Below are 24,543 nucleotides of genomic sequence, written 5' to 3'. Positions count from 1 at the left end.
CGACCATGAAGAATTTCGTTATTCCAGCAGTACTCGCCGGCCTGATGGCTTCCAGCTTCACCTTCGCCGCCGAATTGCCGGCCAGCATCAAGGCCAAGGGCGAGATCGTGGTAGCGATCATGCCGAACTACCCACCGATGGATTTCAAGGACCCGGCCACCAACACCCTCACCGGCCTGGACTATGACCTGGGCAATGCCCTGGCCGAGCGTCTGGGCGTGAAGATCAAATGGCAGGAAACCGGTTTCGAACAGATGATCAACGCGCTGACCACCGACCGCGTGGACATGGTCTTGTCCGGCATGACCGACACTGCCGAGCGTCAAGCCAGCGTGACTTTCGTTGACTACTTCACCAGCGGTCCGCAGTTCTACACCCTGCAGAAGAACAAGGACTTCAACGAGATCATCGACCTGTGCGGCAAGAAAGTCGGCACCAGCCGCCGCACCACCTTCCCGTCGGAAATCGCCGAGTGGAGCAAGGCCAACTGCGAAGCCGCCGGCAAGCCTGCAATCAACGTGATCGGCACCGAAGGTTCGGCCGATGCCCGGGCGCAACTGCGCCAAAGCCGTATCGACGCGGCGATGCAGGGCAGCGAGACCCTGCCCTACCTCAAGACCCAGGAAAAGGACATGTACAAAACCGTGGGCCTGCCGATCTCCTCGCAGTTCACCGGGTTGGGCGTGAGCAAGAAAAAGCCTGAGCTGAGTGAAGCGGTGAAGGTCGCGTTGCAGAGCATGATTGATGACGGCAGCTACCAGACCATCCTGAAGAAATGGGACCTGGAACTGGGCGCAATCAAGACTGTGACCATCAACGCCGGGAAATAAGCGGCAGGCTCGCTCCCACAATGGTCTGGGCCAAACACAATTTTTGGCCGACCAATAAACCTGTGGGAGCGGGCTTGCCCGCGATGGCGATCTGTCAGGTGACATAGATGTTGAATGTGCCGGCCTCATCGCGGGCAAGCCCGCTCCCACAGGTTTTGTGGGGTACCTATAAATGAATGGAGTGCCACTGATGTCCTCCTCGCTGCAACCCACCTGGCCCGCCCCGCACAAAGCCTGCCTCGCCCTCGCCTTCGATCTCGATGGCCCGACCGGCGATGCCATGCTCAATGGCTCGATCTGGCACAAGCCCGAGTACTTCGGTTTCGGCGGTTACGGCCCTTACCGGGCGCTGCCGCGGATTCTCGACCTGCTGGACGAATTCAGGATTCCAACGACCTTCTTCGTCCCTGCCTGGGTCGTGGAGAACTGGCCGACACAGTGCCAGGCGATTATCGAGCGCGGGCATGAGGTGGCGTACCACGGCTACAAACACGAATCCTTTTACGCCCTGACGCTGGACCAGCAAAAGGACGTGATGAAGACATCACGCGAGGTGTTCTGGAAACACCTGGCGATCCGCGCCGAAGGCTTTCGCACCCCGTCCGGCGATTGGCGCGCCGAGACCCCGGCGATGCTGGTTGAAGCCGGCGTGACCTATTCCAGCAGCATGCGCGGCGATGACCGGCCGTACCTGGTCAAGGTACCCGGCCACGACACGCCGTTGGTGGAAATTCCCGGCCGCTGGGAAATGGACGACTACGCCTCCCTCGCCTACACCCGTGCCCCGAACTTCCCCTCGGGCCTCGACCGCACCGCCAGCTACGCGCTGACCCTCGACAACTGGTGCCGCGAATACGACGGCGCGATGAACGAAGGCCTGTGCCTGACCACCTTGTTCCACCCCAAGATCACCGGCAAACCGGGACGCATCCTGTTGCTGGAAAAACTCTTTGACCACATGCGCCAGCGCGATGACGTGTGGTTCGCGACCTGCCGCGATGTCGCCCAGTGGTGGCTGAAGGAGCACCACCATGGCTGATTTCACTGTGTGGCCTCAAGGCAAGCGCTGTGCCGTGGTGTTGACCGTTGATTACAACGACATCCACGGCATTCTGACCCAGGCGCCTGAAGTCGCCGGGCGCGACAAGACGCTGTCTGTCTGGCGTTACGGCAGCCAACGCGGAGTCGAGCGCTTACTCGGTTTGTTCAAGGAACTGGGGGTGTCCAGCAGTTGGTGCATCCCCGGCATCGTCGCCGAGGAAAACCCCGAACACCTCCGCGCAATACAGGCCGGCGGGCATGAAATCGCCTGTTCAGGCTACCGCCACCAGAACTACGACACCCTCGATCTCGCCCAACAGAGCGCTGAGATTGCCATGGGTTGCGCAGCGTTGACCGCGCTGACCGGTCAGCGCCCCACAGGGTTTCGCATCCCGGCCGGCAACGGCGCACCGGGTTTCATCGAGGCCTTGAGGGATCAGGGCATTCGCTGGTCTTCATCATGGCGTGGCGATGACTTGCCGTTCAAGCATCCGACTGCACCGGAAGTCATCGAGTTGCCGCTGCACTATGAACTGGAAGACGAGCCGTATTTCGCCTTCAACCTGAGCCCTGCCGTGCCTCCGGCGCAGTCGCGGATCGCGTCTTACAGCCACACCCTGGGCAACCTGCAAATGGACTTCGCCGGGTTCCACCGGTTTGGCCTGTGCTACGTGCTGCGCCTGCACCCGGAAATCATCGCCACGCCGGGGCGCATCGGTGTCCTGCGCGAATTGCTTGAGGGCATTCAGCAACACAAAGATGTGTGGATCGCCACCGCCGCTGAAGTCGCGCAGTGGTGGGCCGGTTCGGCGCAGCCTGTGGCCGAGGATCACCCGGCCTCGGTGTATGAGCGCCATTATCGGGATTACCTCGTATGACCGAACGCATGCAGCGACTGGCGCAGTTTTGCGTCGACACTCGCTACGAAGACTTGCCCCCGGCTTTGGTGACGCAAGCCAAGCGGCACATTCTCGATACCTTCGGCGCGACGTTGGCCGGTTCTGTGAGCGACGTGGCGAAACAGGCGCAACAGGTGTTCGCGGGTGAAACCGGAGAAACGTTGGTCTGGGGCACCGGATTGCGGGTCGGGGCCATTCAGGCGGCCATGCTCAACGGCGTCGCGGCCCATGCGCTGGAACTGGACGACACCGGTGGCTGCGACCATTCCGGCGCGGTGGTGCTTCCGGCGGTCATGGCGGCGGTATCGATGTCGCCCACCCCTGTCAGCGGTCGCGAGCTGATCACCGCCGTGGTCATCGGCTACGAAGTTGGCCGGCGCGTGCTGGAAGCCTGCGGCGGTTACTCGGCGCACAACGGCGCGGGCTGGCACTCCACCGCCACGTGCGGTGTATTCGGCGCGGCCGCGGCGAGCGCACGGATCCTGCGTCTGGACCTTCAGCAAACGTTATCGGCGCTGGGCATCGCCGGCAGTTTCAGTGGCGGGTTGTGGGCGTTTATCCATGACGGCTCGCACAGCAAAAAACTGCACAGTGGCCGCGCCGCGGAAGGTGGATTGCTCGCGGCACGGTTTGCGCAGCAGGGCATCAGTGGGCCAACGAAGTTGTTCGATGATGTCTGGGGCGGTTTTCTGAAAACCCTCGCCGGCGTGACATCGCAGCCCGAGGCACTGGACGCCGACGTGGGCGTCGTGTGGAAACTCGCCCGCTGTTCGATCAAGCCTCATGCCTCGTGCCGGGGCACGCATTCGGCCATCGACGCATTGGGGCTGTTGCTCGATCAATTGCAGGTCGATGTCGATCAGGTCGAAGACATTCATGTTTCGCTGTGCGGGTTTCTTCAAGGCATGTGCGGCGACCAGGAAGTCAGCACCTTGGCGGCGGCGCAGATGAGTTTGCCGTATGCCCTGGCGGCACGGTTGGTTCATGGTCATTGCCGGTTGCAGGCCTATGACGATGCGCAACGCCGTGATCCGCGTATCGCGCACTGGATGTCGCGCGTTCGCCTTGAAGTGGACCCGCAACTGTCAGAGGATGGCGAGCCGGTTGTCAGCCTGCGAACCGTGGACGGTCGGCGGGCAAGCCTGTGTGTCGACGTGCCGCTGGGAGCGCCGGGAAATCCGTTGAGTGATGCGGCGTTGGAACAGAAGTTTTTCAGTCTGGCCGGGCGGGTGATGTCGCAGGAACGGGCGGCGCAATGCCTTGGGCAGTTGTGGCGGCTGGAGGAGATGGAATCGGTTCGTTTGCTGGATCGGTGGCTGGTTTGATCAAGAGGTTGAATCGGCTGACGCCATCGCGAGCAAGCTCGCTCCCACAGGGCAATGCATTGCAAATGTGGGAGCGAGCTTGCTCGCGATGGCCGCGCCTCGGTCTGTCGGTAAACACTCAAAAAACCAAATAAGGACATTTGCCCCACCGTGGCCACTTACTCGCTCGTTATCCGCCGCTTGATGATTGTCTCGCTGACGATTGTCGTCAGCCGCGCCATCACCAGCCCGCTGCTCACGCTGTTCCTGAGCAACAAACTCGGCCTCAACCAACAGGACGTCGGTTTGCTGCTAGGCATCGCGGTGTTTATCGCTACCCTGCTCGCGCTCTACGGCGGCTACATCATCGACCGTCTGGAAAAGCGCCGACTGCTGATCCTCGCCATGCTTTCCAGTGCCATCGGCTTTGTGCTGCTGACCTTTGCCGAAAACCTCTACCTGACCACCGCCACGCTGGTGATCACTGAAACGGCATCGGCGCTGTTCCTGATCGGATCGAAAGCGATCCTCAGCGAAAACCTGCCCATGGGCCAGCGCGCCAAGGCCTTTTCCCTGCGCTACACCTTGACCAACATCGGTTACGCCACCGGGCCGATGCTCGGTGTGGTGATTGCCGGGGTGTACCCGATTGCGCCATTTCTGATTGCCGGTGGCATCGCGTTCTTCAGCATCTTCCTGATGATCGGCATCCCCAAGGACTCGGCCCCGGTGCCCGCCATCGGCCAACCCCAGAGCTTTCTCAAGACGCTGATCACCCTGAAAAACGACCGCACGCTGATCATGTTCACCTGCGGTTGCCTGCTCAGTACTGTGGTCCACGGCCGGTTCACCTTGTACCTGTCGCAATACCTGCTGGTGACTCACGATTCCAAACGCGCCCTGGAAACCATGGCCGCCCTGCTCGCTTGTAACGCCATCAGCGTGATCCTGCTGCAATACCAGATCGGCCGGTTTCTCAAGCGCGAACAACTGCGCTACTGGATTGCCGGCGGCACCAGCCTGTTCATCGTCGGTTTGATCGGCTTTAGCCTGGCCGACAGCCTGGTGTCATGGTGCGTGGCCATGTTCATCTTCACCCTGGGCGAAATGATCATTTACCCCGCCGAGTTCCTCTTCGTCGACACCCTGGCCCCGGAAGAATTGCGCGGCAGCTATTACGGCGCGCAGAACCTCGCCGCACTCGGCGGCGCATTGAGCCCGGTGATCTGCGGCTTCCTGCTGATGCACACCCCCGCACCGACGATGTTCTATGCCTTGAGCGCACTGACCGCAATGGGCGGATTCCTGTGCTTCATGAGTGGACGGCGCGTGGCAATACTGCAAAATTAATGCACTGAAACTGCATTAATATGAATTTGTCAGTACATGGATTCAACGGCACACTGTGCCCCGTTCCTCCCCCAATAGTTGGAACACCTTCAAGGGCTTTCTGGATATCCCAGCCAAGCCTTTTTTTTTGCTCGTTTTTTTGTTCACGGATCAACTTCATCATGTTCGCTCGCTGGTTGCCCGCCGCCATCAACACCCGCCCTTCCGAATGGAGCCGCGCCGCCATCGGCATGGCCCTTGGGACGCTGTTCAGCGTTTGGGTTTGCGGGCAAGTGTTTGGCATGGAAGTGGCGCAGCACCTGATCGGCCCGCTGGGTGCATCGGCCGTGTTGTTGTTCGCTGTGTCCTCCGGCGCCCTCGCCCAGCCGTGGTCGATTCTGGGCGGCTACTTGAGCGCCGGAGTGGTTTCGCTGCTGGTTGCCCATGTGCTCGGGCGAACCCTCGGCAGTGCCTGCCTGGCAGCGGGCATGGCGCTGATGTTGATGTGCTGGCTGCGTTGCCTGCATCCGCCGGCCGGGGCTTTGGCATTGCTGTTGGTGCTGGCCGATCCGGCCACCATTGCCATGGACTGGAAGGCCCTCGGCCCGGTGATGCTCGGTGCCTCGGCGATGCTGCTCAGCGCCCTGGCCTACAACAACCTGACGCGCATTCGCTACCCCAAACGCGCCAGCGAACCGGTGGCCGTGATCCCCGCCGATCACCCGCCTGTTGACAGCCAGGCCATCACTGCCCAAGACCTGAAAATGGCGTTGGCGGACATGGAGGCGTTCTTCGATGTCACGCCTGAAGACCTCGAACAGCTGATCCATGCCAGTGAACTGCACGCCAAGCGGCGCAGTATCAGCGAAGTACTCAGCAAACGCATTTAACCAATCCTTGTGGGAGCCGAGCTTGCTCGCGATAGCAGTGTGTCATTCAACATTTATGTTGGCTGACAGGACCCCATCGCGAGCAAGCTCGGCTCCCACAAGTTTGTTGCAAAAACGCAGACAGGACCTGCACATTTCCCGGTTGTACATCACAAATTTGCACTGGTACGATCCTGCATCGCTCGCGCGCGAGCTTCTCTATAAAGAACAATAAAAGCAGGGAGTTAGTGATGACTGCTCAGGTTTTATCGAAGGGGACTTCGTCCATGGACGCCACGCAACACGAAGTGCTGGCCGAGGTTCGCAACCACATCGGTCACCTGACCCTCAACCGCCCCGCCGGCCTCAATGCCTTGACCCTGGACATGGTGCGCGACCTGCAGCGTCAGCTCGACGCCTGGACCCAGGATCCACTCGTATACGCGGTGGTCTTGCGCGGTGCCGGCGAGAAAGCCTTCTGTGCCGGCGGCGATATTCGCTCGCTGTACGACAGTTTCAAAAGCGGCGACACGCTGCACCAGGATTTCTTCGTCGAGGAATACGCCCTGGACCTCGCCATCCACCATTACCGCAAACCCGTGCTCGCCTTGATGGACGGCTTCGTCCTGGGCGGCGGCATGGGCCTGGTGCAAGGCGCCGATCTGCGAGTAGTCACCGAAAAAAGCCGTCTGGCGATGCCGGAAGTCGGCATCGGCTACTTCCCGGACGTCGGTGGCAGCTACTTCCTGCCACGCATCCCTGGCGAGATTGGGATGTACCTCGGTGTCAGCGGTGTGCAGATTCGCGCGGCGGATGCGCTCTACTGCGGGTTGGCCGACTGGTATCTGGAGAGCGAAAAACTGGCCGTGCTGGACGACAAACTCGACCAGCTCGAATGGCACGACACGCCGCTCAAAGACCTGCAGGGCTTGCTGGCTAAACTCGCGGTGCAGCAACTGCCCGACGCACCGCTGGAAGCGCTCCGCCCGGCCATCGACCACTTCTTCGCCTTGCCCGATGTGCCGAGTATTGTTGAGCAATTGCGTCAAGTGACGATTGCCGACAGCCATGAGTGGGCACTGACCACCGCCGACCTGCTGGACAGCCGTTCGCCGCTGGCCATGGGCGTGACCCTGGAAATGCTCCGTCGGGGTCGGCACTTGAGTCTGGAAGACTGCTTCGCCCTTGAGCTGCACCTGGACCGTCAATGGTTCGAGCGCGGCGACCTGATCGAAGGCGTGCGCGCCTTGCTGATCGACAAAGACAAGACGCCGCGCTGGAACCCGCCGACCTTGCAGGCGCTGGACGCCAAGCATGTCGCGAGTTTCTTCACAGGCCTTGATGAGAGTGGGAACTGAGCCATGCACGATATCGAATTGAGCGAAGAGCAAGTCATGATCCGCGACATGGCCCGGGACTTTGCCCGCGGCGAAATCGCGCCCCATGCACAAGCCTGGGAAAAGGCTGGCTGGATCGACGACGGTCTGGTGGCGAAGATGGGTGAACTCGGGCTGCTGGGCATGGTGGTGCCTGAAGAATGGGGCGGCACCTATGTCGACTACGTGGCCTACGCCTTGGCGGTGGAAGAGATTTCCGCGGGTGATGGCGCTACCGGTGCGCTGATGAGCATTCACAACTCGGTCGGGTGCGGCCCCGTTTTGAACTATGGCACTGAAGAACAGAAACAGACCTGGCTGCCGGATCTGGCCAGCGGCCAGGCCATCGGCTGCTTCTGCCTGACCGAACCACAAGCCGGTTCCGAAGCGCACAACCTGCGCACCCGCGCCGAACTGCGCGACGGCCAGTGGGTGATCAACGGCGCCAAGCAATTTGTCAGCAACGGCAAGCGCGCGAAACTGGCGATTGTGTTTGCCGTGACCGATCCGGACCTGGGCAAACGCGGCATTTCGGCCTTCCTGGTGCCGACTGACACCGCCGGTTTTATCGTCGATCGCACGGAACACAAGATGGGCATCCGCGCCTCCGACACCTGCGCGGTGACGTTGAATAACTGCACCATTCCTGAAGCCAACCTGCTGGGTGAGCGCGGCAAAGGACTGTCCATCGCCCTGTCCAACCTCGAAGGCGGCCGCATCGGCATCGCCGCGCAAGCCTTGGGCATTGCCCGAGCCGCGTTCGAAGCGGCGCTGGCCTATGCGCGGGATCGGGTGCAATTCGACAAGCCGATCATCGAACACCAGAGCATCGCCAACATGCTCGCTGACATGCACATGCAGCTGAACGCCGCGCGTTTGCTCATCCTGCATGCGGCGCGCCTGCGCACGGCCGGCAAACCCTGCCTGTCGCAAGCTTCACAGGCCAAGCTGTTTGCCTCGGAAATGGCCGAAAAGGTGTGCTCGTCCGCGATTCAGATTCATGGTGGTTATGGGTATCTGGAAGACTATCCAGTGGAGAAGTACTACCGGGATGCGCGGATTACGCAGATTTACGAAGGGTCGAGCGAGATACAGCGGATGGTGATCGCCCGCGAGCTCAAAAACTATCTGGTCTGAAGCCTAAAAGCATCGCGGGCAAGCCCGGCTCCCACAGGTTATGTGTCAATGGAAAGGACACCGATAACCTGTGGGAGCCGGGCTTGCCCGCGATGGCGTCAGTCAAAACGCCGCATTACTTACCTTTGAACTCAGCCTCACGCTTGGCAATAAACGCAGCCATCCCTTCCTTCTGATCCTGCGTCGCAAACGCCGCATGGAACACCCGGCGCTCAAAGCGCACGCCTTCGGACAGGCTCACTTCGAACGCACGGTTGACGCTCTCCTTGACCATCATCGCAATCGGCAGCGACTTCTTGGCAATCAGCGCCGCAACTTTCAGCGCTTCGTCCAGCAGTTCATCCGCCGGCACGATCCGCGCGACGATGCCGCAACGCTCTGCTTCCACTGCGTCGATCAAACGCCCGCTCAGGCACATTTCCATGGCCTTGGCTTTGCCCACGGCGCGGGTCAGGCGCTGGGTACCGCCCATGCCCGGCAGCACGCCGAGGTTGATTTCCGGCTGGCCGAACTTGGCATTGTCGCCCGCCAGGATGAAGTCGCACATCAGCGCCAGTTCACAGCCACCGCCCAAGGCAAAACCGTTGACCGCGGCGATGATCGGCTTGCGGCGGTTGGCCACGCGATCGCTGTCGCTGAACAGGTCGTCGATGTAGATTTGCGGGTAGGTCAGCTCGGCCATTTCCTTGATGTCGGCGCCGGCGGCAAAGGCTTTTTTCGAGCCGGTCAGCACGATGCAGCCGATGTTCGAATCGGCTTCCAGGCCATCAAGGGCGTGATTCAGCTCGCTGACGATCTGCGCGTTCAACGCGTTCAGCGCTTGCGGGCGGTTCAAGGTGATCAGGCCGACGCGGCCATGGGTTTCCAGCAAAATCGTTTCGTAACTCACAGAGGAACTCCTTCTTATAAATTGCGCGAAATAACCATGCGTTGAATATCGCTGGTGCCTTCGTAGATCTGGCAGACCCGCACGTCGCGATAAATGCGCTCCAACGGGAAATCGTTGAGGTAACCGTAACCGCCGAGGGTTTGCAATGCCGAGGAGCAGACCCTCTCGGCCATTTCCGAGGCGAACAGCTTGGCCATGGACGCTTCGACCAGCGCCGGTTTGCCGCTGTCACGCAGCGCCGCCGCGTAATGCACCATCTGGCGGGCCACGGCAATTTGTGTGGCCATGTCGGCGAGGCGGAACGCAACCGCCTGGTGTTCGATGATCGGTTTGCCGAAACTCTCGCGCTCACGGGCGTAGTCGCGGGCCGCTTCGAACGCGGCGCGAGCCATGCCCACCGATTGCGACGCAATGCCGACGCGGCCACCTTCGAGGTTGGCCAGGGCGATTCGATAACCTTCGCCCTCTTCGCCCAAACGGTTGGCGACCGGGACTTTAACGTCTTCGAACAGGATCTGGCAGGTGTCGGACGCGTGCTGACCGAGTTTGTCTTCGACCCGCGCGACTTTGTAGCCCGGCGAATCGGTCGGTACGATCAACGCGGTGATGCCACGTTTGCCCGCGCTCGGGTCGGTCACCGCGAACACAATCACCACCCCGGCGTTTTGCCCGGAGGTGATGAACTGTTTGCAGCCGTTGAGCACGTAGTGATCGCCTTCCAGCCGTGCGCGGGTTTTCAGGCCGCTGGCGTCGGAACCGGCCTGCGGTTCGGTCAGGGCAAAGGCGCCAAGCATTGCGCCACTGGCCAAGGGCTTGAGGAAGCGTTCTTTCTGATCGTCGTTGCCATAGTGCAGGATCGGTACGCAGCCGACCGAGTTGTGCACACTCATGATGGTCGAGCATGCGCCGTCACCGGCGGCGATTTCTTCCAGGGCCATGGCGTAGGCCAGGTAACCGGTGTCGCAACCGCCCCACTGCTCCGGCACCAGCATGCCGAAGAAGCCGAGCTCGGCCATTTCACCGATGGCTTCCTTGGGGAAACGGTGTTCGCGATCCCACTCGGCGGCGAACGGTTTCAGCCGTTCCTGGGCAAACTGCCGGGCGGCTTCGCTGATCTGCAGTTGTTCGTCATTGGGAATCATGCCAAGTCCTTAAAATAAGCCTGTCGTACAAAATGACGGGTTGAAACACTGAACCTGTAGGAGCGAGCCTGCTCGCGATGGCGGTCTCATAGTCAACATTTCTACTGACTGATACACCGCTATCGCGAGCAGGCTCACTCCTACAGGGACTGAGTGCTTCAGTAGAGGCATTCAACCGCCATGGCCGTGGCTTCGCCGCCGCCGATGCAGATCGCTGCGACGCCGCGTTTCAGGCCTTTCTGGCGCAGGGCCGAGAGCAAGGTCACGAGAATTCGCGCGCCCGACGCACCAATCGGATGGCCCAAGGCGCACGCGCCGCCGTGAACGTTGACCTTCTCGTGCGCGATTTCCAGTTGGGTCATCGTTACCAGACTGACCACGGCGAACGCTTCGTTCACTTCAAACAGTTCGACCTGGTCCAGCGACCAGCCGGTTTTCTTCATCAACTTCTTGATCGCGCCCACGGGTGCCACCGGGAACAGGCCCGGTGTGTCGGCAAACGCCGCGTGGCCGTGAATCACGGCCAGTGGTTTCAGCCCTTGTTTCTCGGCTTCGGAACGGCGCATCAGCACCAGTGCCGCCGCGCCGTCGGAAATCGAACTGGAGTTCGCCGCTGTGACCGTACCGCCCTCGCGGAACGCTGGTTTCAACGAAGCAATCTTGTCCAGTTTGGCTTTCGGTGGCTGTTCGTCGTTGCTGATCAGTACTTGCTCCTTGCCGACCATGACCGACACCGGGACGATCTCGTCCTTGAAGCTGCCGTCCTTGATCGCCTGCTGCGCGCGGGTGGTCGAGGCGATGGCAAAGGCGTCTTGCGCTTCGCGGGTGAACCCGTTGGTTTCCGCGCAATCCTCGGCAAAAGTGCCCATCAGGCGGCCCTTGTCGTAGGCATCTTCCAGACCGTCGAGGAACATGTGATCGAGCACACGGCCGTGGCCCATGCGATAACCGCTGCGCGCGCGGTCCAGCAGGTACGGCGCGTTGGACATGCTTTCCATGCCGCCCGCGACCACCACGTCAGCACTGCCGGCCATCAGCATGTCGTGGGCCAGAATCGCTGCTTCCATGCCCGAACCGCACATCTTGTTGAGCGTGGTGCAACGGGTCGATTTGTCCAGCCCGGCGCCCAGTGCAGCCTGGCGCGCCGGCGCCTGGCCGAGGCCAGCGGACAGCACGCAGCCAAACAGCACTTCTTCAACGGATTCGGCGTTGATGCCGGCGCGCTCGACGGCGGCACGGATGGCCAGGGCGCCGAGTTGCGGTGCGGTCAGGCTTTTCAGTTCGCCCTGAAACCCGCCCATCGGGGTGCGGACGGCGCTGACGATAACAATCGGATCGTTGGCAATGGTCATGTCAAAACTCCTTACTTGGCGGCCATGCGCAAGGCACCGTCGAGACGGATCACCTCGCCGTTGAGCATGCTGTTTTCAATGATATGCCGGACCAGCGCGGCGTACTCGCCGGGTTTGCCCAGGCGCGGCGGGAATGGCACGCCAGCAGCCAGCGAATCGCGCACTTCCTGGGTCATGCCGGCCATCATTGGCGTTTCGAAAATGCCCGGGGCGATGGTCATCACGCGGATGCCAAAACGCGCCAGTTCACGGGCGGCGGGCAAGGTCAGGCTGACGATGGCGCCTTTGGATGCGGCATAAGCTGCCTGGCCGATCTGGCCGTCATAGGCAGCGGCCGAGGCCGTGTTGATGATCACGCCGCGTTCGCCATCGGCGTCCGGCTGGGTTTCGGCGATGGCCGCCGAGGCCAGGCGCAGCATGTTGAAGCTGCCGATCAGGTTGACGTTGATCACCTGGCTGAAACTGGCCAATGCATGCGGGCCGTTCTTGCCGAGGATTTTCTCGCCGCGCACGATACCGGCGCAATTGACCAGACCGTTGAGGCCACCGAAGGCTTTGACCGTGGCTTGCACCGCCGCTTCCGCCGCCGCTTCGTTGCTGATGTCCGCGACCACGCTTTGCGCGCCCAGGCGCTGGGCCTGCGCCGCCACGGCCTCGGCATTCATGTCCACCAGCATCACTTTGGCGCCGGCCGCGACCAGCATTTCAGCCGTGGCGGCCCCCAGGCCGGAAGCACCGCCGGTGACCAGAAAAATCTTGTTTTCGATCTGCATCATTGTTTCCTTGGATTCAAGCTGAAACGTTCTTCGCGGCGGCCTCTTGAGCCTTGGCGATTTCCTGGTTGCGCAAGATAAAGCGCTGCAATTTGCCGCTAGGGGTTTTCGGCAGCTCGCTGACAAATTCGATTTCACGGGGATAGGAATGCGCCGCCAGACGCTTGCGCACATGTTGGCGCAGTTCTTCGGCCAACTCCGGTGTGGCGCGGTATTGCTCGCAGATCACGACGAAGGCCTTGACCAGTTCGGTGCGCTCCGGATCAGGTTTGCCGACCACCGCCGCCTCGACCACGGCCGGGTGCTCGATCAACGCACTTTCCACGTCGAACGGGCCGACGCGGTAGCCAGAGGTGGTGATCACGTCATCGCTGCGACCGACGAAGCTGATGCTGCCGTCCGGGTTCCACTCCACGGTGTCGCCACTTAAATAATAGTCGCCGACGAACGCTTTGGTCGGCGCGCCTTCATAGCCGTTGAACCAGCACATCGGCGACTGGGTGCGATCGATGGCCAGAATGCCGGGCTGACCGACGCCGAGCTCCTTGTATTCTTCGTCCAGCACCACGATGCGGTGGCCAGGCGAGGCAAAACCGGCGGCGCCAACGTGAACCGGGTGTTCCAGTGCATGGTGATTGCACAGGACCATGCCCAATTCGGTCTGGCCGTAATGGTCGTGGATGACCACGCCGAGGTTGTCGGCGAACCAGCGGATCACTTCCGGGTTCAGCGGTTCGCCGGCGCTGCTGACGATGCGCAGCTTGCCCTTGATCGACTTGGCGAACTCGTCGCCGCCCGCGATCAGCAGGCGGTAAGCCGTCGGCGATCCGGTGAGGTTGGTGATCCCATACTTGTTGATCACCCGGCAGGTGCTTTCGAGGGTGAATGGGCCATCGTAAAAGGTGATCGGATGCCCCATCGACATCGGCCCGGTGACGCCGAAATAGATGCCGTAGGCCCAGCCCGGATCGGCCACGTTCCAGAACGCGTCATCGGGACGCAAATCCACGGCGTCGCGGGTGTAGCTCTGGAACGCGACGATGGCTTTGAGCGGCACCGACAAGGCTTTCGAAGGGCCGGTGGTGCCCGAAGTGAACATCAACAGGAATGGGTCTTCGCCGGTCAGCAGCACCGGTTCGCAGTCGGCGGAATAATTCGCCAGTTCGGCCCAGAAGCTGTAATCGCCACGGACGATGCCCTGGCCTTTGGCGCCACCGACGGTGACGACGGTCGGGCAGTCGGCGACTTCAGCGAGTTTCGGGCGATTGACCGCGTCGGTCACCACGACTTTGGCCCCGGAGCAGCCGAGACGGTGTTCGATGGCTTTGGGGCCGAACGCGGTAAACAGCGGCTGATACACCGCCCCAATGCGCCAGGTGGCGAACACGGTGATCAATAATTCGATGTTGCGTGGCAGGAGGCCGGCGACCTTGTCGCCCTTCTTCACCCCTTGGGCCAGCAGGAAATTGGCAAAACGCGCGGCTTTATCCTGCAAGTCGCAGAAGGTGTACGTGGCGCTGGCGCCATCGCGCCCTTCCCAGAACAGCGCAATGCGCCCCGGCAAGGCATGCCGGTCGCAACACTCGACACAGGCGTTGAGCGCTTGCAGGGAACCGCTGAGTGCGGCGTCGACGGTGTGCTGATAATTGAACTGTGATGTGGCAGACAAGTAATCGCGCATTGCCAGAATCCCTTTGTATTTTTATTAGGTTGGGGGAACCGTAAAAACCAGGGAAATACTCGCTCTGTGGGCAGAACGGGGCAATGGTCAAAGTTATCAAGTTGCGTGACTGCTTTGGCCAAGGTTCAGGAGGTGGGGCGCCTGAGCGGACGCCATCGCGGGCAAGTCACGCTCCCACAAGGGACTGCATTCCAAATGAGGGCGCGTGGCTTGCCTGCGATGGCGTCGGTCGTATCTATACAGGGTTTGGATCAGTGCGCTTCGTTCAGAATCAGGCTGCGGTAATGCCCCGGATTAGACCCCGACCACTTGCGGAACGCCTTGTAGAACGAACTGGCATCGGCAAACCCCAACCGCGTCGCGATCTCGGCGAAGCTGATGCTCGGCTCGGCCAGCCAGACGATTGCCAGTTCCTTGCGCACGCTGTCCTTGAGCCCTTGATAGGTCTGCCCTTCTTCCGCCAGACGCCGGCGCAAGGTCGAGGCCGATATGCACAGTTGCTGCGCCAAGGGTTCGGTCTCGGGCCACTGTTCAGCGGGGAGCTGTCGCAAGTTGTGCTTGATTCGGCTCGCAAGGCTTTCCGGATCACGGTACTTGACCAGGATATTGGCCGGCGCATGGGCCAGGAAACGCTTGAGTTCTTCCGGGCTGCGCTTGATGGGTAAATCCAGGCAGTCGGCCGAGAAAATCATCCGGGTGCGCGGGCGGTCGAAGCGCAGGTTCTCGGAGAACATCACCTGATAGTCGTCGCAAAAATCCGGCGCGGCGCAGCGCAATTCGATGGCCAGAATCGGGATGCGCCGCCCGGCCAACCAGCAGGCCACGCCGTGGACGATCATCCAGTAGGTAAAGTAGGTGAAGGCGCGACGCGGGTCCTGGTCGTCTTCCAGCAGCACGATTTCGGCCAGGCTTTGCTGGCGAACCAATTGCGCGGGCAAATGTTCGAGCATCAACGACAGAAAGCTCAACCCCGTGGTCAAACCAGCAGCGAGGCTGGGCTGAACCATGGAGCAACGACAAAGAAATTCGAGGCTGCCGGACTTGAGCTTGCGCGGGTCCATGCCAAAAAATTCGTCATCGCCACGCCGGGCCAGCAAGCGCCAGAGCCGCGCATAGGCGGTGGCCGGAACACGGGCATCGGTGGTTTGCAGCCAGGCCGGATCGATGCCGACCTTGTTCAACACCTCGTCGGTGGCCTGACCGGGGGCGCAACTTTGCAGCAGCGCTTCGCGCACCAGTTGAATGGAGATGGTGTCTTTTTCCGACATTGAGCGCGGTGAGCCCTGTTGTTTTTTGAGTGTGGGCATCTTACCGCAGCCGTTTGCCCAGTGCAGATCCCTGTAGGAGTGAGCCTGCTCGCGATAGCGGTGTGTCAGTCACCTCAGTTGCTGACAGTCAGTCCGCCATCGCGAGCAGGCTCACTCCAGGGGAATGTGTGATGCTCAAGGTCGTTCAGGTTAGGTTCAGGTAAATGGCAATCAACCCCATATGTGAATGAGTGTCATTATGTTACAAATTAGCACCCTATCTAATTCCACCGGTGCTGAATGCTCGTCCCTTTCCTGATCATGCTGCGCGAAGGCATTGAAGCCGCGTTGATCGTTGGCATCATCGCCAGCTACCTCAAGCAAACCGGCCGTGGCCAGTGGATGCCCGCCGTGTGGATCGGCGTATTCCTCGCCGCCGCCCTGGCCCTGCTGGTGGGCGGTGGCCTGGAGCTGGTCAGCGCCGAGTTCCCGCAGAAACAACAAGAGCTGTTTGAAGGCGTGGTCGGTCTGGTGGCCGTCGGCATTCTCAGTTCCATGGTGTTCTGGATGCGTAAAGTGGCGCGTTCGATCAAGCATTCCTTGCATGTATCCCTTGATCACGCGCTGACCGGTTCCAGAAACCAGGTGTTCGCGCTGATCGCCATGGTGTTTTTCGCCGTGGCCCGGGAAGGCCTGGAGACAGTGTTCTTCCTGCTCGCCGTGTTCCAGCAAAGCGAAGGCCCCGCCGCGCCCATCGGCGCCCTGCTCGGCCTGGCCCTGGCCATCGTCATCGGTTTCCTCATCTATACCGGCAGCATGCGCCTGAACCTCAGTGCGTTTTTCCGCTGGACCGGGTTGTTCATCCTCGTGGTCGCCGCCGGCATTCTCGCCAACTCGGTGCAGGCGCTGCATGAAGCCGGGCTGTGGAATCACCTGCAAACCGTGCTGTTCGATTTCAGCGCCACGCTGCCGATGGACGGCCCGCTGGGCTCGGTGCTGGCAGGCATGTTCGGCTATCAGGACGCGCCAACCGTCAGCACCGTCGGCGCTTATCTGATTTACCTGGTGGTGGCGCTGGGGATGTTTTTTCTCCCGGCCCCGGCACCCGCAAAACAGTCTTCTTCCGTTTCCAGTCAGTAAGGGCTTTCATGTCAACGCCTACTCCAAACGTGGCCGCACCTTCCAGGGCTTTGCGCTGGGCGGTGGCCGGTTCGGTGATCGTGATGATCGCCGCCGGCGGCCTGTTCTACTACGCCTCGAACATGGCCGCGGCCAAACGCCAGGCCAACCATGACGAAATCGTGGTGAACATCCACCCGCACAGCTGCGAGCCGAATGCGTTGACGGTCCCGGCCGGTCGCGCCAGTTTCCGCATCGTCAACCGCTCGGACCGCGCCGTGGAATGGGAAATCCTCGACGGCGTGCTAGTGCTCGAAGAGCGCGAGAACATCGCGCCGGGCCTGAGCCAGGTGATCAACGCCAACCTTGCGCCCGGCGACTACACGATCACCTGTGGCTTGCTCAGCAACCCGCGCGGCACCTTGCACGTGACCTCGACGGCCGCGTCCGACGCCGCCGCCAAGGCCAAACCGTCGATGGCCGCGTTCATCGGGCCGCTGTCGGAATTTCGCGTGTACCTGAGCAGCCAGAGCACGGCGCTGATCAAAGCCGTCACCGCGCTTGAGCAAGCGATCGAGGCCGGCGACCTTAGCCAGGCGCAAGCCTTGTATGTGCCGGCCCGTGCTGCGTATCAACGCATCGCCCCGGCCGCACAGCGCTTGGCCGAACTGGACAACGCGATCAATGCCCGCGCCGACTATTTCGAAAAACGCGAACAGGACCCGACCTTCGTCGGCTTCCATCGCCTGGAATACGCGCTGTTCCAGCAACGCAACCTCGACGGCCTGACGCCAGTGGCGCAACGCCTGACCAGTGATGTCACCACGCTTAAACAACAACTGCTCGCCGAGCCGCTGCCGCCGGAACAACTGGTGAGCATTGTGGTGCGCAACCTCAACACCCTCGCCGACGTACGCGCCAGCAGCGGCGAAGAAGAACGCTACAGCCACACCGATCTCAACGGATTCGCCGCCAACCTCGACGTCGCGCACAAAGTTGTCGAGCTGTTGCGACCGATGCTGAGCAAGATCGCCGCTGACGTTCTGTCGAAGATCGACAGCGCCCTCGCCGACTTCGACAGCGAACTCAATGGCCTCAAGGTCAAGGACGGCTACGCCAGCTACGACAGTGTCAGCGCCGAACAACGCAAACAGATCGCCGACAAGGCCCAGGCACTGGCCGACGCCCTCGACACCATCGATCCCGCCCTTGGCCTGTCCGGCCTGTAAGCAGAAGACGACATTCAGATGAACGATTCAGAGCAATTCAACCTCCAGCGTCGCCGGGTCTTGATGGGCATGGGCGCCGCCGGTGTCGCATTGGCCGGCAGCGCCCTGAGCTGCCCGGCGATGGCCGCCAGCCCCGCGCAAGTTACCGAAGCGCCGAGCAGCGACCAGACCGAAGACCGCCACGCGTTCCATGGCAAACACCAGACCGGCATCGTCACCCCGCGCCCGGCGTCGGGCATGCTGGTGTCGTTTGATGTGTTGGCCAGCAACCGCGAAGACCTCGAGCGGCTGTTCCGTACCCTCAACGAGCGCATCGCGTTTTTGATGAAGGGCGGCCCGGTGACCCAGGTCGATCCTAAATTGCCGCCAGTGGACTCCGGGATTCTCGGCCCGGTGGTGACGCCGGACAATCTGACCATCACCGTCTCGGTGGGCGAGTCGCTATTCGATGAGCGCTTCGGTCTGGCCAACGTCAAACCCAAGCGGTTGATACGCATGGTCGGTTTCCCCAACGATGCGCTGGAAGCTGACTGCTGCCACGGCGACTTGAGCGTGCAGTTCTGTTCCAACACCACGGACACCAACATCCACGCCCTGCGCGACATCGTGAAAAACCTCCCGGATTTGCTGCTGGTGCGCTGGAAACAGGAAGGCAGCGTGCCGCCGCAGGCCCCGGCGAAACCGGGTGTTCCGGCACAGAGTGCGCGCAACTTCCTCGGTTTCCGCGACGGCTCGGCCAACCCTGACTCCAACAACGCCAACGCCATGGACAGCATTGTCTGGGTCCAGCCCGACAGCGATGAACCGGCCTGGGCGGTAAATGGCAGCTATCAAGCGGTGCGGATTATCCGCAACTTTGTCGAGCGCTGGGACCGCACGCCGTTGCAGGAACAGGAAAGCATTCTCGGACGGGTCAAAAGCACCGGAGCCCCCATGGGCGGCGCCCATGAAACCGAGGTGCCGGACTACGCCAAAGACCCGGAAGGCAAACTGACCAAACTCGACGCGCACATCCGCCTGGCCAACCCGCGCACCGCCGCGACCCAGGCCAACCTGATCCTGCGCCGTCCGTTCAACTACTCCAATGGCGTGAACAAAAACGGTCAGCTCGACATGGGCTTGCTGTTCATCTGTTACCAGGCCGATCTGGAAAAAGGCTTCATCACCGTGCAAACCCGTCTGAACGGCGAACCGCTGGAGGAATACCTCAAGCCTGTCGGCGGCGGCTACTTCTTCACTTTGCCGGGTGTCACGGGCGATCAGGATTTCATCGGTCGCTCGCTGCTGGACGCCACTCATTCAACAACAACCGCCTAACAACGCCCAACACGGAACCGCCCCATGAAAAAGTCGCCACTCGCTTTGCTGCTGACCCTTGGCTTGCTCAACACTCCGTTTTCAGCGTTCGCGGCGACCGCGCCGCTGGACCTGGTGGGACCAGTCTCGGACTACAAGATCTACGTCACCGAACAACTGGACGATTTGGCCAGCCATACCCAGCCATTCACCGACGCGGTGAAAAAAGGTGACTTGGCCACCGCGCAAAGGCTCTATGCCCCGACCCGCGTCTACTACGAGTCGATCGAGCCGATTGCCGAGCTGTTCAGTGACCTGGACGCGTCCATCGACTCCCGCGTCGACGACCACGAAAAAGGCGTGGACGCCGCCGACTTCACCGGCTTCCACCGCCTCGAATACTCGCTGTTCTCGGAAAAAAGCACCCAAGGCCTGGGCGACCTGGCCGACGGTTTGAACAAAGACGTCAAGGATCTGCAAACCCGCGTCGCTGGCCTGACCTTCCCGCCTGAGAAAGTCGTCGGCGGCGCGGCGGCGTTGCTGGAAGAAGTGGCGGCGACCAAGATCTCCGGCGAAGAAGACCGTTACAGCCACACCGACCTGTATGACTTCCAGGGCAACGTCGACGGCGCAAAGAAAATCGTCGACCTGTTCCGACCGCAGATCCAGAAGCAGGACGCGGCGTTCATCGCCAAGGTCGACAAGAACTTCGCGACCGTGGACAAGATCCTGGCCAAGTACAAGACCAAGGACGGTGGTTTCGAAACGTATGACAAGGTGAAAGAGAGCGACCGCAAGGCGCTGGTTGGGCCGGTGAATACGCTGGCGGAAGATTTGTCGACGTTGCGTGGGAAACTCGGTTTGAACTGAGGTTTTGTAGCGTCTGGGCTGTCCCCATCGGGAGCAAGCTCGCCCCCACAGGGGTTTTGTGTTGATCACAGTTTCAGTGTGGGAGCGGGCTTGCCCTCGATGGCATTATCACTATCACCGATATTCCCCCCGCTTTCCCGATACCCGCGCTACCATCCCCCGCAAACAATAAAAGCTCACGGAAGGCTCACCCCATGACCCCCTCCACCTTCGACCTGCGCCCATTAATGGTGGCCAACATGGCCTGTTCCATGTCGATGATGGCGTTTGTCTCGCTGATCGGCCCGATTGCCCGGGTGCTGGGCCTGGCCACGTGGCAGGCCGGTGCGGCGGTGACGGTGTCCGGGGTGATCTGGATGCTGCTGGCCCGCCCGTGGGGCCAGGCCAGTGATCGCTATGGCCGGCGCCGCATTCTATTGATCGCCACCGCCGGTTTCACCCTCGCCTATTGGGCCTTGTGCCTGTTCATCGACGCGTCATTGCGATTCTTGCCATCGGCGCTGCTGGGGTTCATCGGTTTGATGATCGGCCGCGGCTTGATCGGCGTGTTCTATGCCGCGATCCCGGTGGGCGGCAACGCGCTGATCGCCGACAACATCGAGCCGCAGCACCGCGCCAAAGCCATGGCAGCGCTGGGTGCGGCCAACGCCTGTGGCCTGGTGATCGGGCCGGCCATCGCCGCGTTGCTCTCGCGTTTCAGTTTGAGCCTGCCGTTCTACGCCATGGCCATCCTGCCATTGCTGGCCTTTCTGGTGTTGCGCTTCAAGCTCAAGGGCCAGGAATTGCATTTGCGGCAAGCCCCGCGCAAGGTCCACCTGAATGATCCGCGCCTGCGCCGGCCCATGGCGGTCGCGTTTGTGGCGATGCTGTGTGTATCGATTGCGCAGATCACCGTCGGCTTCTTCGCCCTCGACCGACTCGGCATGAGCCCGGCCGATGCCGCGCAAACGGCGGGCATTGCCCTGACCATGGTCGGTTTCGCGTTGATCTGTTCGCAACTGGTGGTGCGCCGGCTGGAATGGCCACCGCTGCAGTTGATCCGCGCGGGTGCACTGGTGGCGTCTGTGGGATTTGCCGGCAGTATCCTCGCGAATACCGCGTGGGGCTTGTGGCTGTGCTTTTTCGTTTCGGCGGGCGGGCGGGATGGGGCTGATTTTTCCGTCATTCGCCGCGTTGGCGGCGAACGCCGTGGACGCCTCGGAGCAAGGCGCGACCGCTGGCTCCATCGGCGCTGCGCAAGGCTTTGGCGTGGTCATCGGGCCATTGGCAGCCACATTGATCTACGACCTGGACCCGCGCCTGCCCTATCTGGTGGCCGCTTCGCTACTGCTGCTGGTGGCCCTGTGGCCAAAACCCCCGGCAGCGCTGAGCCTTACAGAATCCGATAGAGCAACCGTTCAATCCGCACCCGACTGACGCGCGTGAGGAACTTGGCCACGGCCGGCGGGTAGTCCAACAGCGTTTCGAGGTTCTGGTAACGCTCGATGCGCTGGGTGTTTTGGAAAATCTCCACCAGCTCAGCCTTGCGCGGTTCCAGCAACTCGCCTTTCGGGTCATCGATCAGCAGCGCGTTTTCCAGGTCAAGACGGAACGCTCGCGGGTTGAGGTTGTTGCCGGTCAGCAAGGTGTAGCGCTGGTCGATCCACATGCCTTTGAGGTGATAGGTATTGTCGCCATCGCGCCACAAATGCAGGTTCAGCTTGCCGCTGTCGATGCTGTGTTGATGGCGTTTGGCAAAACGTCGCAGGCTGATCTCATACAGGTACGGCAGCGCCGCGATCACCTTGAACGGCTCGCTGGGCGGGATGTAGAAATCGTTGGCGGTCTTGTCGCCGACCACGATGTCGACCTTCACGCCCCGGCCCAGCGCCCGGTTGATTTCCCGGGTCACCGCCAGCGGCAAGTTGAAGTACGGCGTACAGATGGTCAGTTGATGCTGGGCGGTGGCGATCAGCTCGCAAATCACCCGGTTCAATGGATTGTTCTTGCCCACACCGAGCAACGGACTGACGCACAAATCGCCTTTCAGCGTGGTGCCGGCGGTGGTGTCGTAGGCGGCGTGCTTGAGGCGGCTGCGCAGGTCGCCAATGTCGTTGCGCAGGCTGCGGGTGGTCGGCAGGTTCGGCAAGTCGAGGCGGTGCACGGCTTTGGACGCGATGAACCCGTGCTGGATCAAGTGCTGCATGGAGTTGGCCAGCGCCTGGTTCTGCAGCACGTGATAGCGGTCGAAGCGGTACTTGTCGAACTTGTGCAGGTACACATTGTTCAGGCTCGCACCGCTGTAGATCACGCAGTCATCGATGACAAAGCCTTTCAAATGCAACACGCCAAACAACTCACGGGTCTGCACCGGCACGCCATACACCGGCACTTCACTGGCGTGGGTGCGAGTCGCTTCCTGATACCACGCCGAGTTTCCCGGTTGCTTGCCGGCACCGATCAGGCCGCGCTGGGCGCGCAGCCAGTCCACCACCACGACCACGTCCAGCTGCGGACGCGCCAGTTTGGCGGCGTGCAAGGCATCGAGGATTTCCTGCCCGGCTTCGTCCTGTTGCAGGTACAGCGCGACGATATAGATGCGGTGCGTGGCCTGGGCAATTTTCTCCAGCAGGCAACGACGAAACTCGGCAGCGCCGGAAAGGATGGTGACGGCATCGGCGGTCAGCGGAAAACTGCGCAGTTTGGGCAGCAGAGGGCGTTTGAAAAGCGACGGCATAGGGCTCGCAGTGGGTCGAATCCGAAGAATTCAAGAGCTTACACCATGGATGGGCCTGGGTCTTGTTACCGTCTGTAATGGACCCATCGCGAGCAGGCTCGCGCCCACAGGGAAACGCATTCCAAGTGTAGGCGTGAGCCTGCTCGCGATGGGCAATAACAGACAATATAAATTTTATATTGACCAAGGAGAACGTACGTTCTACTGTTCGCCACATGAACGAATTAATCAGCAACACTACGCGCGACATCATTCTGGACGTCACCGAAAAGTTGATCTATAAAAGTGGCATCGCCGCCACCGGCATGGACCTTCTGGTGAAAACCGCCGGTGTCTCCAGAAAAAGCATCTACCGCTACTTCGCCAACAAGGAGGAGCTGACCGTCGCAGCCCTGCAACGCCGCGATGTGCGCTGGATGCATTGGTACAGAACTGCCGTCGATCAGGCTGAAACACCGGCCGACCGCCTGCTCAACCTGTTTACCGTGCTCAAGGCCTGGTTCGCCTCGGAAGGCTTCCGCGGTTGCGCCTTCATCAATACCAGCGGCGAAACCGGCGACCCGCAAGACCCGGTCCGCCTGGTCGCCAAGGAACACAAACAGAAGCTGCTCGACTACGTGCGCGAGCTCTGCACCGAACATGGTGCCAGCGATCCGGAGAACACGGCCAGACAGCTGCTGATCCTGATCGACGGTGCCATTACCGTGGCGCTTGTCATGGGTGATCACAGTGCCGCCGATAATGCGCAATGCATGGCGCGAAAGTTATTGGACCTGTAACACTTTATATAAGCGTAACAATGTGTTTGAACGTTATTTTTATTGGGAGACTTTACATGTCTAACGCTGAAGTTCGTCCGCCATTGCCCCCTTTCACCCGCGAGTCGGCCATCGAAAAAGTTCGCCTGGCCGAAGACGGCTGGAACTCTCGCGACCCGCAACGGGTATCGCTGGCTTATACACTGGACACCCAATGGCGCAACCGCGCCGAGTTCGCCTACAACCGCGAAGAAGCCAAAGGTTTCCTCACCCGCAAATGGGCCAAGGAGCTGGATTACCGCTTGATCAAGGAACTCTGGGCCTTCACCGGCAACCGCATTGCCGTGCGCTATGCCTATGAATGGCACGACGACTCGGGCAATTGGTTCCGTTCCTACGGCAACGAGAATTGGGAGTTTGATGAAAACGGCCTGATGGCTAACCGGTTTGCCTGCATCAACGACCTGCCGATCAAGGAAAGCGAGCGCAAGTTCCACTGGCCACTGGGACGTCGGCCGGATGATCATCCGGGGCTGTCCGACCTCGGCCTGTAAATTCACCCAGATCCAATCTGTAGGAGTGAGCCTGCTCGCGATTGCGGTGTATCAGTCACTGTATATATCGACTGACACTCAGCCATCGCGAGCAAGCTCGCTCCCACAGGGGACGATGGTGTTGCGCAGATC

General features: G+C 61.1%; 21 protein-coding genes and 1 pseudogene. 15 read left to right on the top strand and 7 right to left on the bottom strand.

The features are described from left to right. The first annotated feature begins 5 nt into the window (after positions 1–5). The 8 genes from D882_RS0109725 (at position 6) to D882_RS0109690 (ending at position 8,785) form a co-directional block, all read left to right on the top strand. Positions 6–830: an ABC transporter substrate-binding protein gene (locus D882_RS0109725; RefSeq protein ID WP_027923053.1), complete on the top strand. Its 825-nt coding sequence runs from the start codon at positions 6–8 to the stop codon at positions 828–830. A gap of 190 nt (positions 831–1,020) precedes the next feature. Beyond that, positions 1,021–1,869, top strand: a complete 849-nt coding sequence (locus D882_RS0109720) for a polysaccharide deacetylase (protein ID WP_027923052.1) — start codon at positions 1,021–1,023, stop codon at positions 1,867–1,869. Then, complete coding sequence (locus tag D882_RS0109715) at positions 1,862–2,749, top strand: polysaccharide deacetylase (protein WP_027923051.1); 888 nt, start codon at positions 1,862–1,864, stop codon at positions 2,747–2,749. The genes D882_RS0109720 and D882_RS0109715 overlap by 8 nt, the downstream gene beginning before the upstream one ends. Beyond that, positions 2,746–4,095: an MmgE/PrpD family protein gene (locus D882_RS0109710; protein ID WP_027923050.1), complete on the top strand. Its 1,350-nt coding sequence runs from the start codon at positions 2,746–2,748 to the stop codon at positions 4,093–4,095. The genes D882_RS0109715 and D882_RS0109710 overlap by 4 nt, the downstream gene beginning before the upstream one ends. Positions 4,096–4,245: 150 nt before the next feature. Further along, positions 4,246–5,424: an MFS transporter gene (locus tag D882_RS0109705; RefSeq protein ID WP_027923049.1), complete on the top strand. Its 1,179-nt coding sequence runs from the start codon at positions 4,246–4,248 to the stop codon at positions 5,422–5,424. A gap of 161 nt (positions 5,425–5,585) precedes the next feature. Then, positions 5,586–6,293: an HPP family protein gene (locus D882_RS0109700; RefSeq protein WP_027923048.1), complete on the top strand. Its 708-nt coding sequence runs from the start codon at positions 5,586–5,588 to the stop codon at positions 6,291–6,293. Positions 6,294–6,523: 230 nt separating this feature from the next. Beyond that, positions 6,524–7,630: an enoyl-CoA hydratase/isomerase family protein gene (locus tag D882_RS0109695; protein WP_027923047.1), complete on the top strand. Its 1,107-nt coding sequence runs from the start codon at positions 6,524–6,526 to the stop codon at positions 7,628–7,630. A 3-nt stretch (positions 7,631–7,633) separates the two neighbouring features. Then, a complete protein-coding gene (locus tag D882_RS0109690) occupies positions 7,634–8,785 on the top strand; it encodes an acyl-CoA dehydrogenase family protein (RefSeq protein WP_027923046.1) in 1,152 nt (383 codons plus the stop codon). A 115-nt stretch (positions 8,786–8,900) separates the two neighbouring features. Here the strand turns inward: D882_RS0109690 and D882_RS0109685 are convergent, their stop codons facing one another. The 6 genes from D882_RS0109685 to D882_RS0109660 all read right to left on the bottom strand — a co-directional run bounded on the left by D882_RS0109685 (position 8,901) and on the right by D882_RS0109660 (position 15,890). Then, entirely contained in the window at positions 8,901–9,674 is a 774-nt protein-coding gene (locus D882_RS0109685) for an enoyl-CoA hydratase (protein ID WP_027923045.1), read from the bottom strand. A gap of 14 nt (positions 9,675–9,688) precedes the next feature. Beyond that, positions 9,689–10,816: an acyl-CoA dehydrogenase gene (locus D882_RS0109680; protein WP_027923044.1), complete on the bottom strand. Its 1,128-nt coding sequence runs from the start codon at positions 10,814–10,816 to the stop codon at positions 9,689–9,691. A gap of 158 nt (positions 10,817–10,974) precedes the next feature. Beyond that, on the bottom strand, positions 10,975–12,168 hold the full coding sequence (locus D882_RS0109675; RefSeq protein WP_027923043.1) for an acetyl-CoA C-acyltransferase: 1,194 nt from the start codon (positions 12,166–12,168) through the stop codon (positions 10,975–10,977). A gap of 11 nt (positions 12,169–12,179) precedes the next feature. Then, complete coding sequence (locus D882_RS0109670; protein WP_027923042.1) at positions 12,180–12,941, bottom strand: SDR family NAD(P)-dependent oxidoreductase; 762 nt, start codon at positions 12,939–12,941, stop codon at positions 12,180–12,182. Positions 12,942–12,957: 16 nt separating this feature from the next. Next, positions 12,958–14,622, bottom strand: coding sequence for an AMP-binding protein (locus tag D882_RS0109665; RefSeq protein WP_027923041.1), 1,665 nt, complete (start codon positions 14,620–14,622; stop codon positions 12,958–12,960). A gap of 251 nt (positions 14,623–14,873) precedes the next feature. Further along, positions 14,874–15,890, bottom strand: coding sequence for an AraC family transcriptional regulator (locus D882_RS0109660; protein WP_027923040.1), 1,017 nt, complete (start codon positions 15,888–15,890; stop codon positions 14,874–14,876). A gap of 279 nt (positions 15,891–16,169) precedes the next feature. On the opposite strand from D882_RS0109660, the gene efeU reads away from it, so the two are divergent. The 5 genes and pseudogenes from efeU to D882_RS01000000130945 all read left to right on the top strand — a co-directional run bounded on the left by efeU (position 16,170) and on the right by D882_RS01000000130945 (position 21,799). Beyond that, positions 16,170–17,009 (top strand): iron uptake transporter permease EfeU, encoded by an 840-nt coding sequence (gene efeU / locus D882_RS0109655; RefSeq protein WP_027923039.1) that lies wholly within the window; start codon positions 16,170–16,172, stop codon positions 17,007–17,009. An 8-nt stretch (positions 17,010–17,017) separates the two neighbouring features. After that, positions 17,018–18,217 (top strand): iron uptake system protein EfeO, encoded by a 1,200-nt coding sequence (gene efeO, locus D882_RS0109650; RefSeq protein WP_027923038.1) that lies wholly within the window; start codon positions 17,018–17,020, stop codon positions 18,215–18,217. 18 nt (positions 18,218–18,235) lie between these two features. Continuing rightward, a complete protein-coding gene (efeB, locus tag D882_RS0109645) occupies positions 18,236–19,534 on the top strand; it encodes an iron uptake transporter deferrochelatase/peroxidase subunit (RefSeq protein WP_027923037.1) in 1,299 nt (432 codons plus the stop codon). A 24-nt stretch (positions 19,535–19,558) separates the two neighbouring features. Continuing rightward, positions 19,559–20,383 carry an iron uptake system protein EfeO gene (efeO, locus tag D882_RS0109640; RefSeq protein ID WP_027923036.1) on the top strand — a complete coding sequence of 275 codons (825 nt, stop codon included), beginning with the start codon at positions 19,559–19,561 and terminating at the stop codon, positions 20,381–20,383. A gap of 194 nt (positions 20,384–20,577) precedes the next feature. Beyond that, positions 20,578–21,799, top strand: a pseudogene (locus D882_RS01000000130945) (MFS transporter). Here the strand turns inward: D882_RS01000000130945 and pssA are convergent. Then, entirely contained in the window at positions 21,756–23,099 is a 1,344-nt protein-coding gene (gene pssA, locus D882_RS0109630) for a CDP-diacylglycerol--serine O-phosphatidyltransferase (RefSeq protein WP_027923035.1), read from the bottom strand. The pseudogene D882_RS01000000130945 and the gene pssA overlap by 44 nt on opposite strands. Positions 23,100–23,314: 215 nt before the next feature. On the opposite strand from pssA, the gene D882_RS0109625 reads away from it, so the two are divergent. Both D882_RS0109625 and D882_RS0109620 read left to right on the top strand, forming a co-directional pair. Continuing rightward, positions 23,315–23,878 carry a TetR/AcrR family transcriptional regulator gene (locus D882_RS0109625; RefSeq protein WP_027923034.1) on the top strand — a complete coding sequence of 188 codons (564 nt, stop codon included), beginning with the start codon at positions 23,315–23,317 and terminating at the stop codon, positions 23,876–23,878. 56 nt (positions 23,879–23,934) lie between these two features. Continuing rightward, positions 23,935–24,411, top strand: a complete 477-nt coding sequence (locus tag D882_RS0109620) for a nuclear transport factor 2 family protein (RefSeq protein ID WP_027923033.1) — start codon at positions 23,935–23,937, stop codon at positions 24,409–24,411. Positions 24,412–24,543: the final 132 nt, after the last annotated feature.

It is taken from the genome of Pseudomonas sp. URMO17WK12:I12 (assembly GCF_000514395.1).
GTDB classification, from domain to species: Bacteria; Pseudomonadota; Gammaproteobacteria; order Pseudomonadales; family Pseudomonadaceae; genus Aquipseudomonas; species Aquipseudomonas mucoides.
Note: the sequence above shows the minus strand (reverse complement) of the source record. Positions and strands in the feature narration are given on the sequence as shown.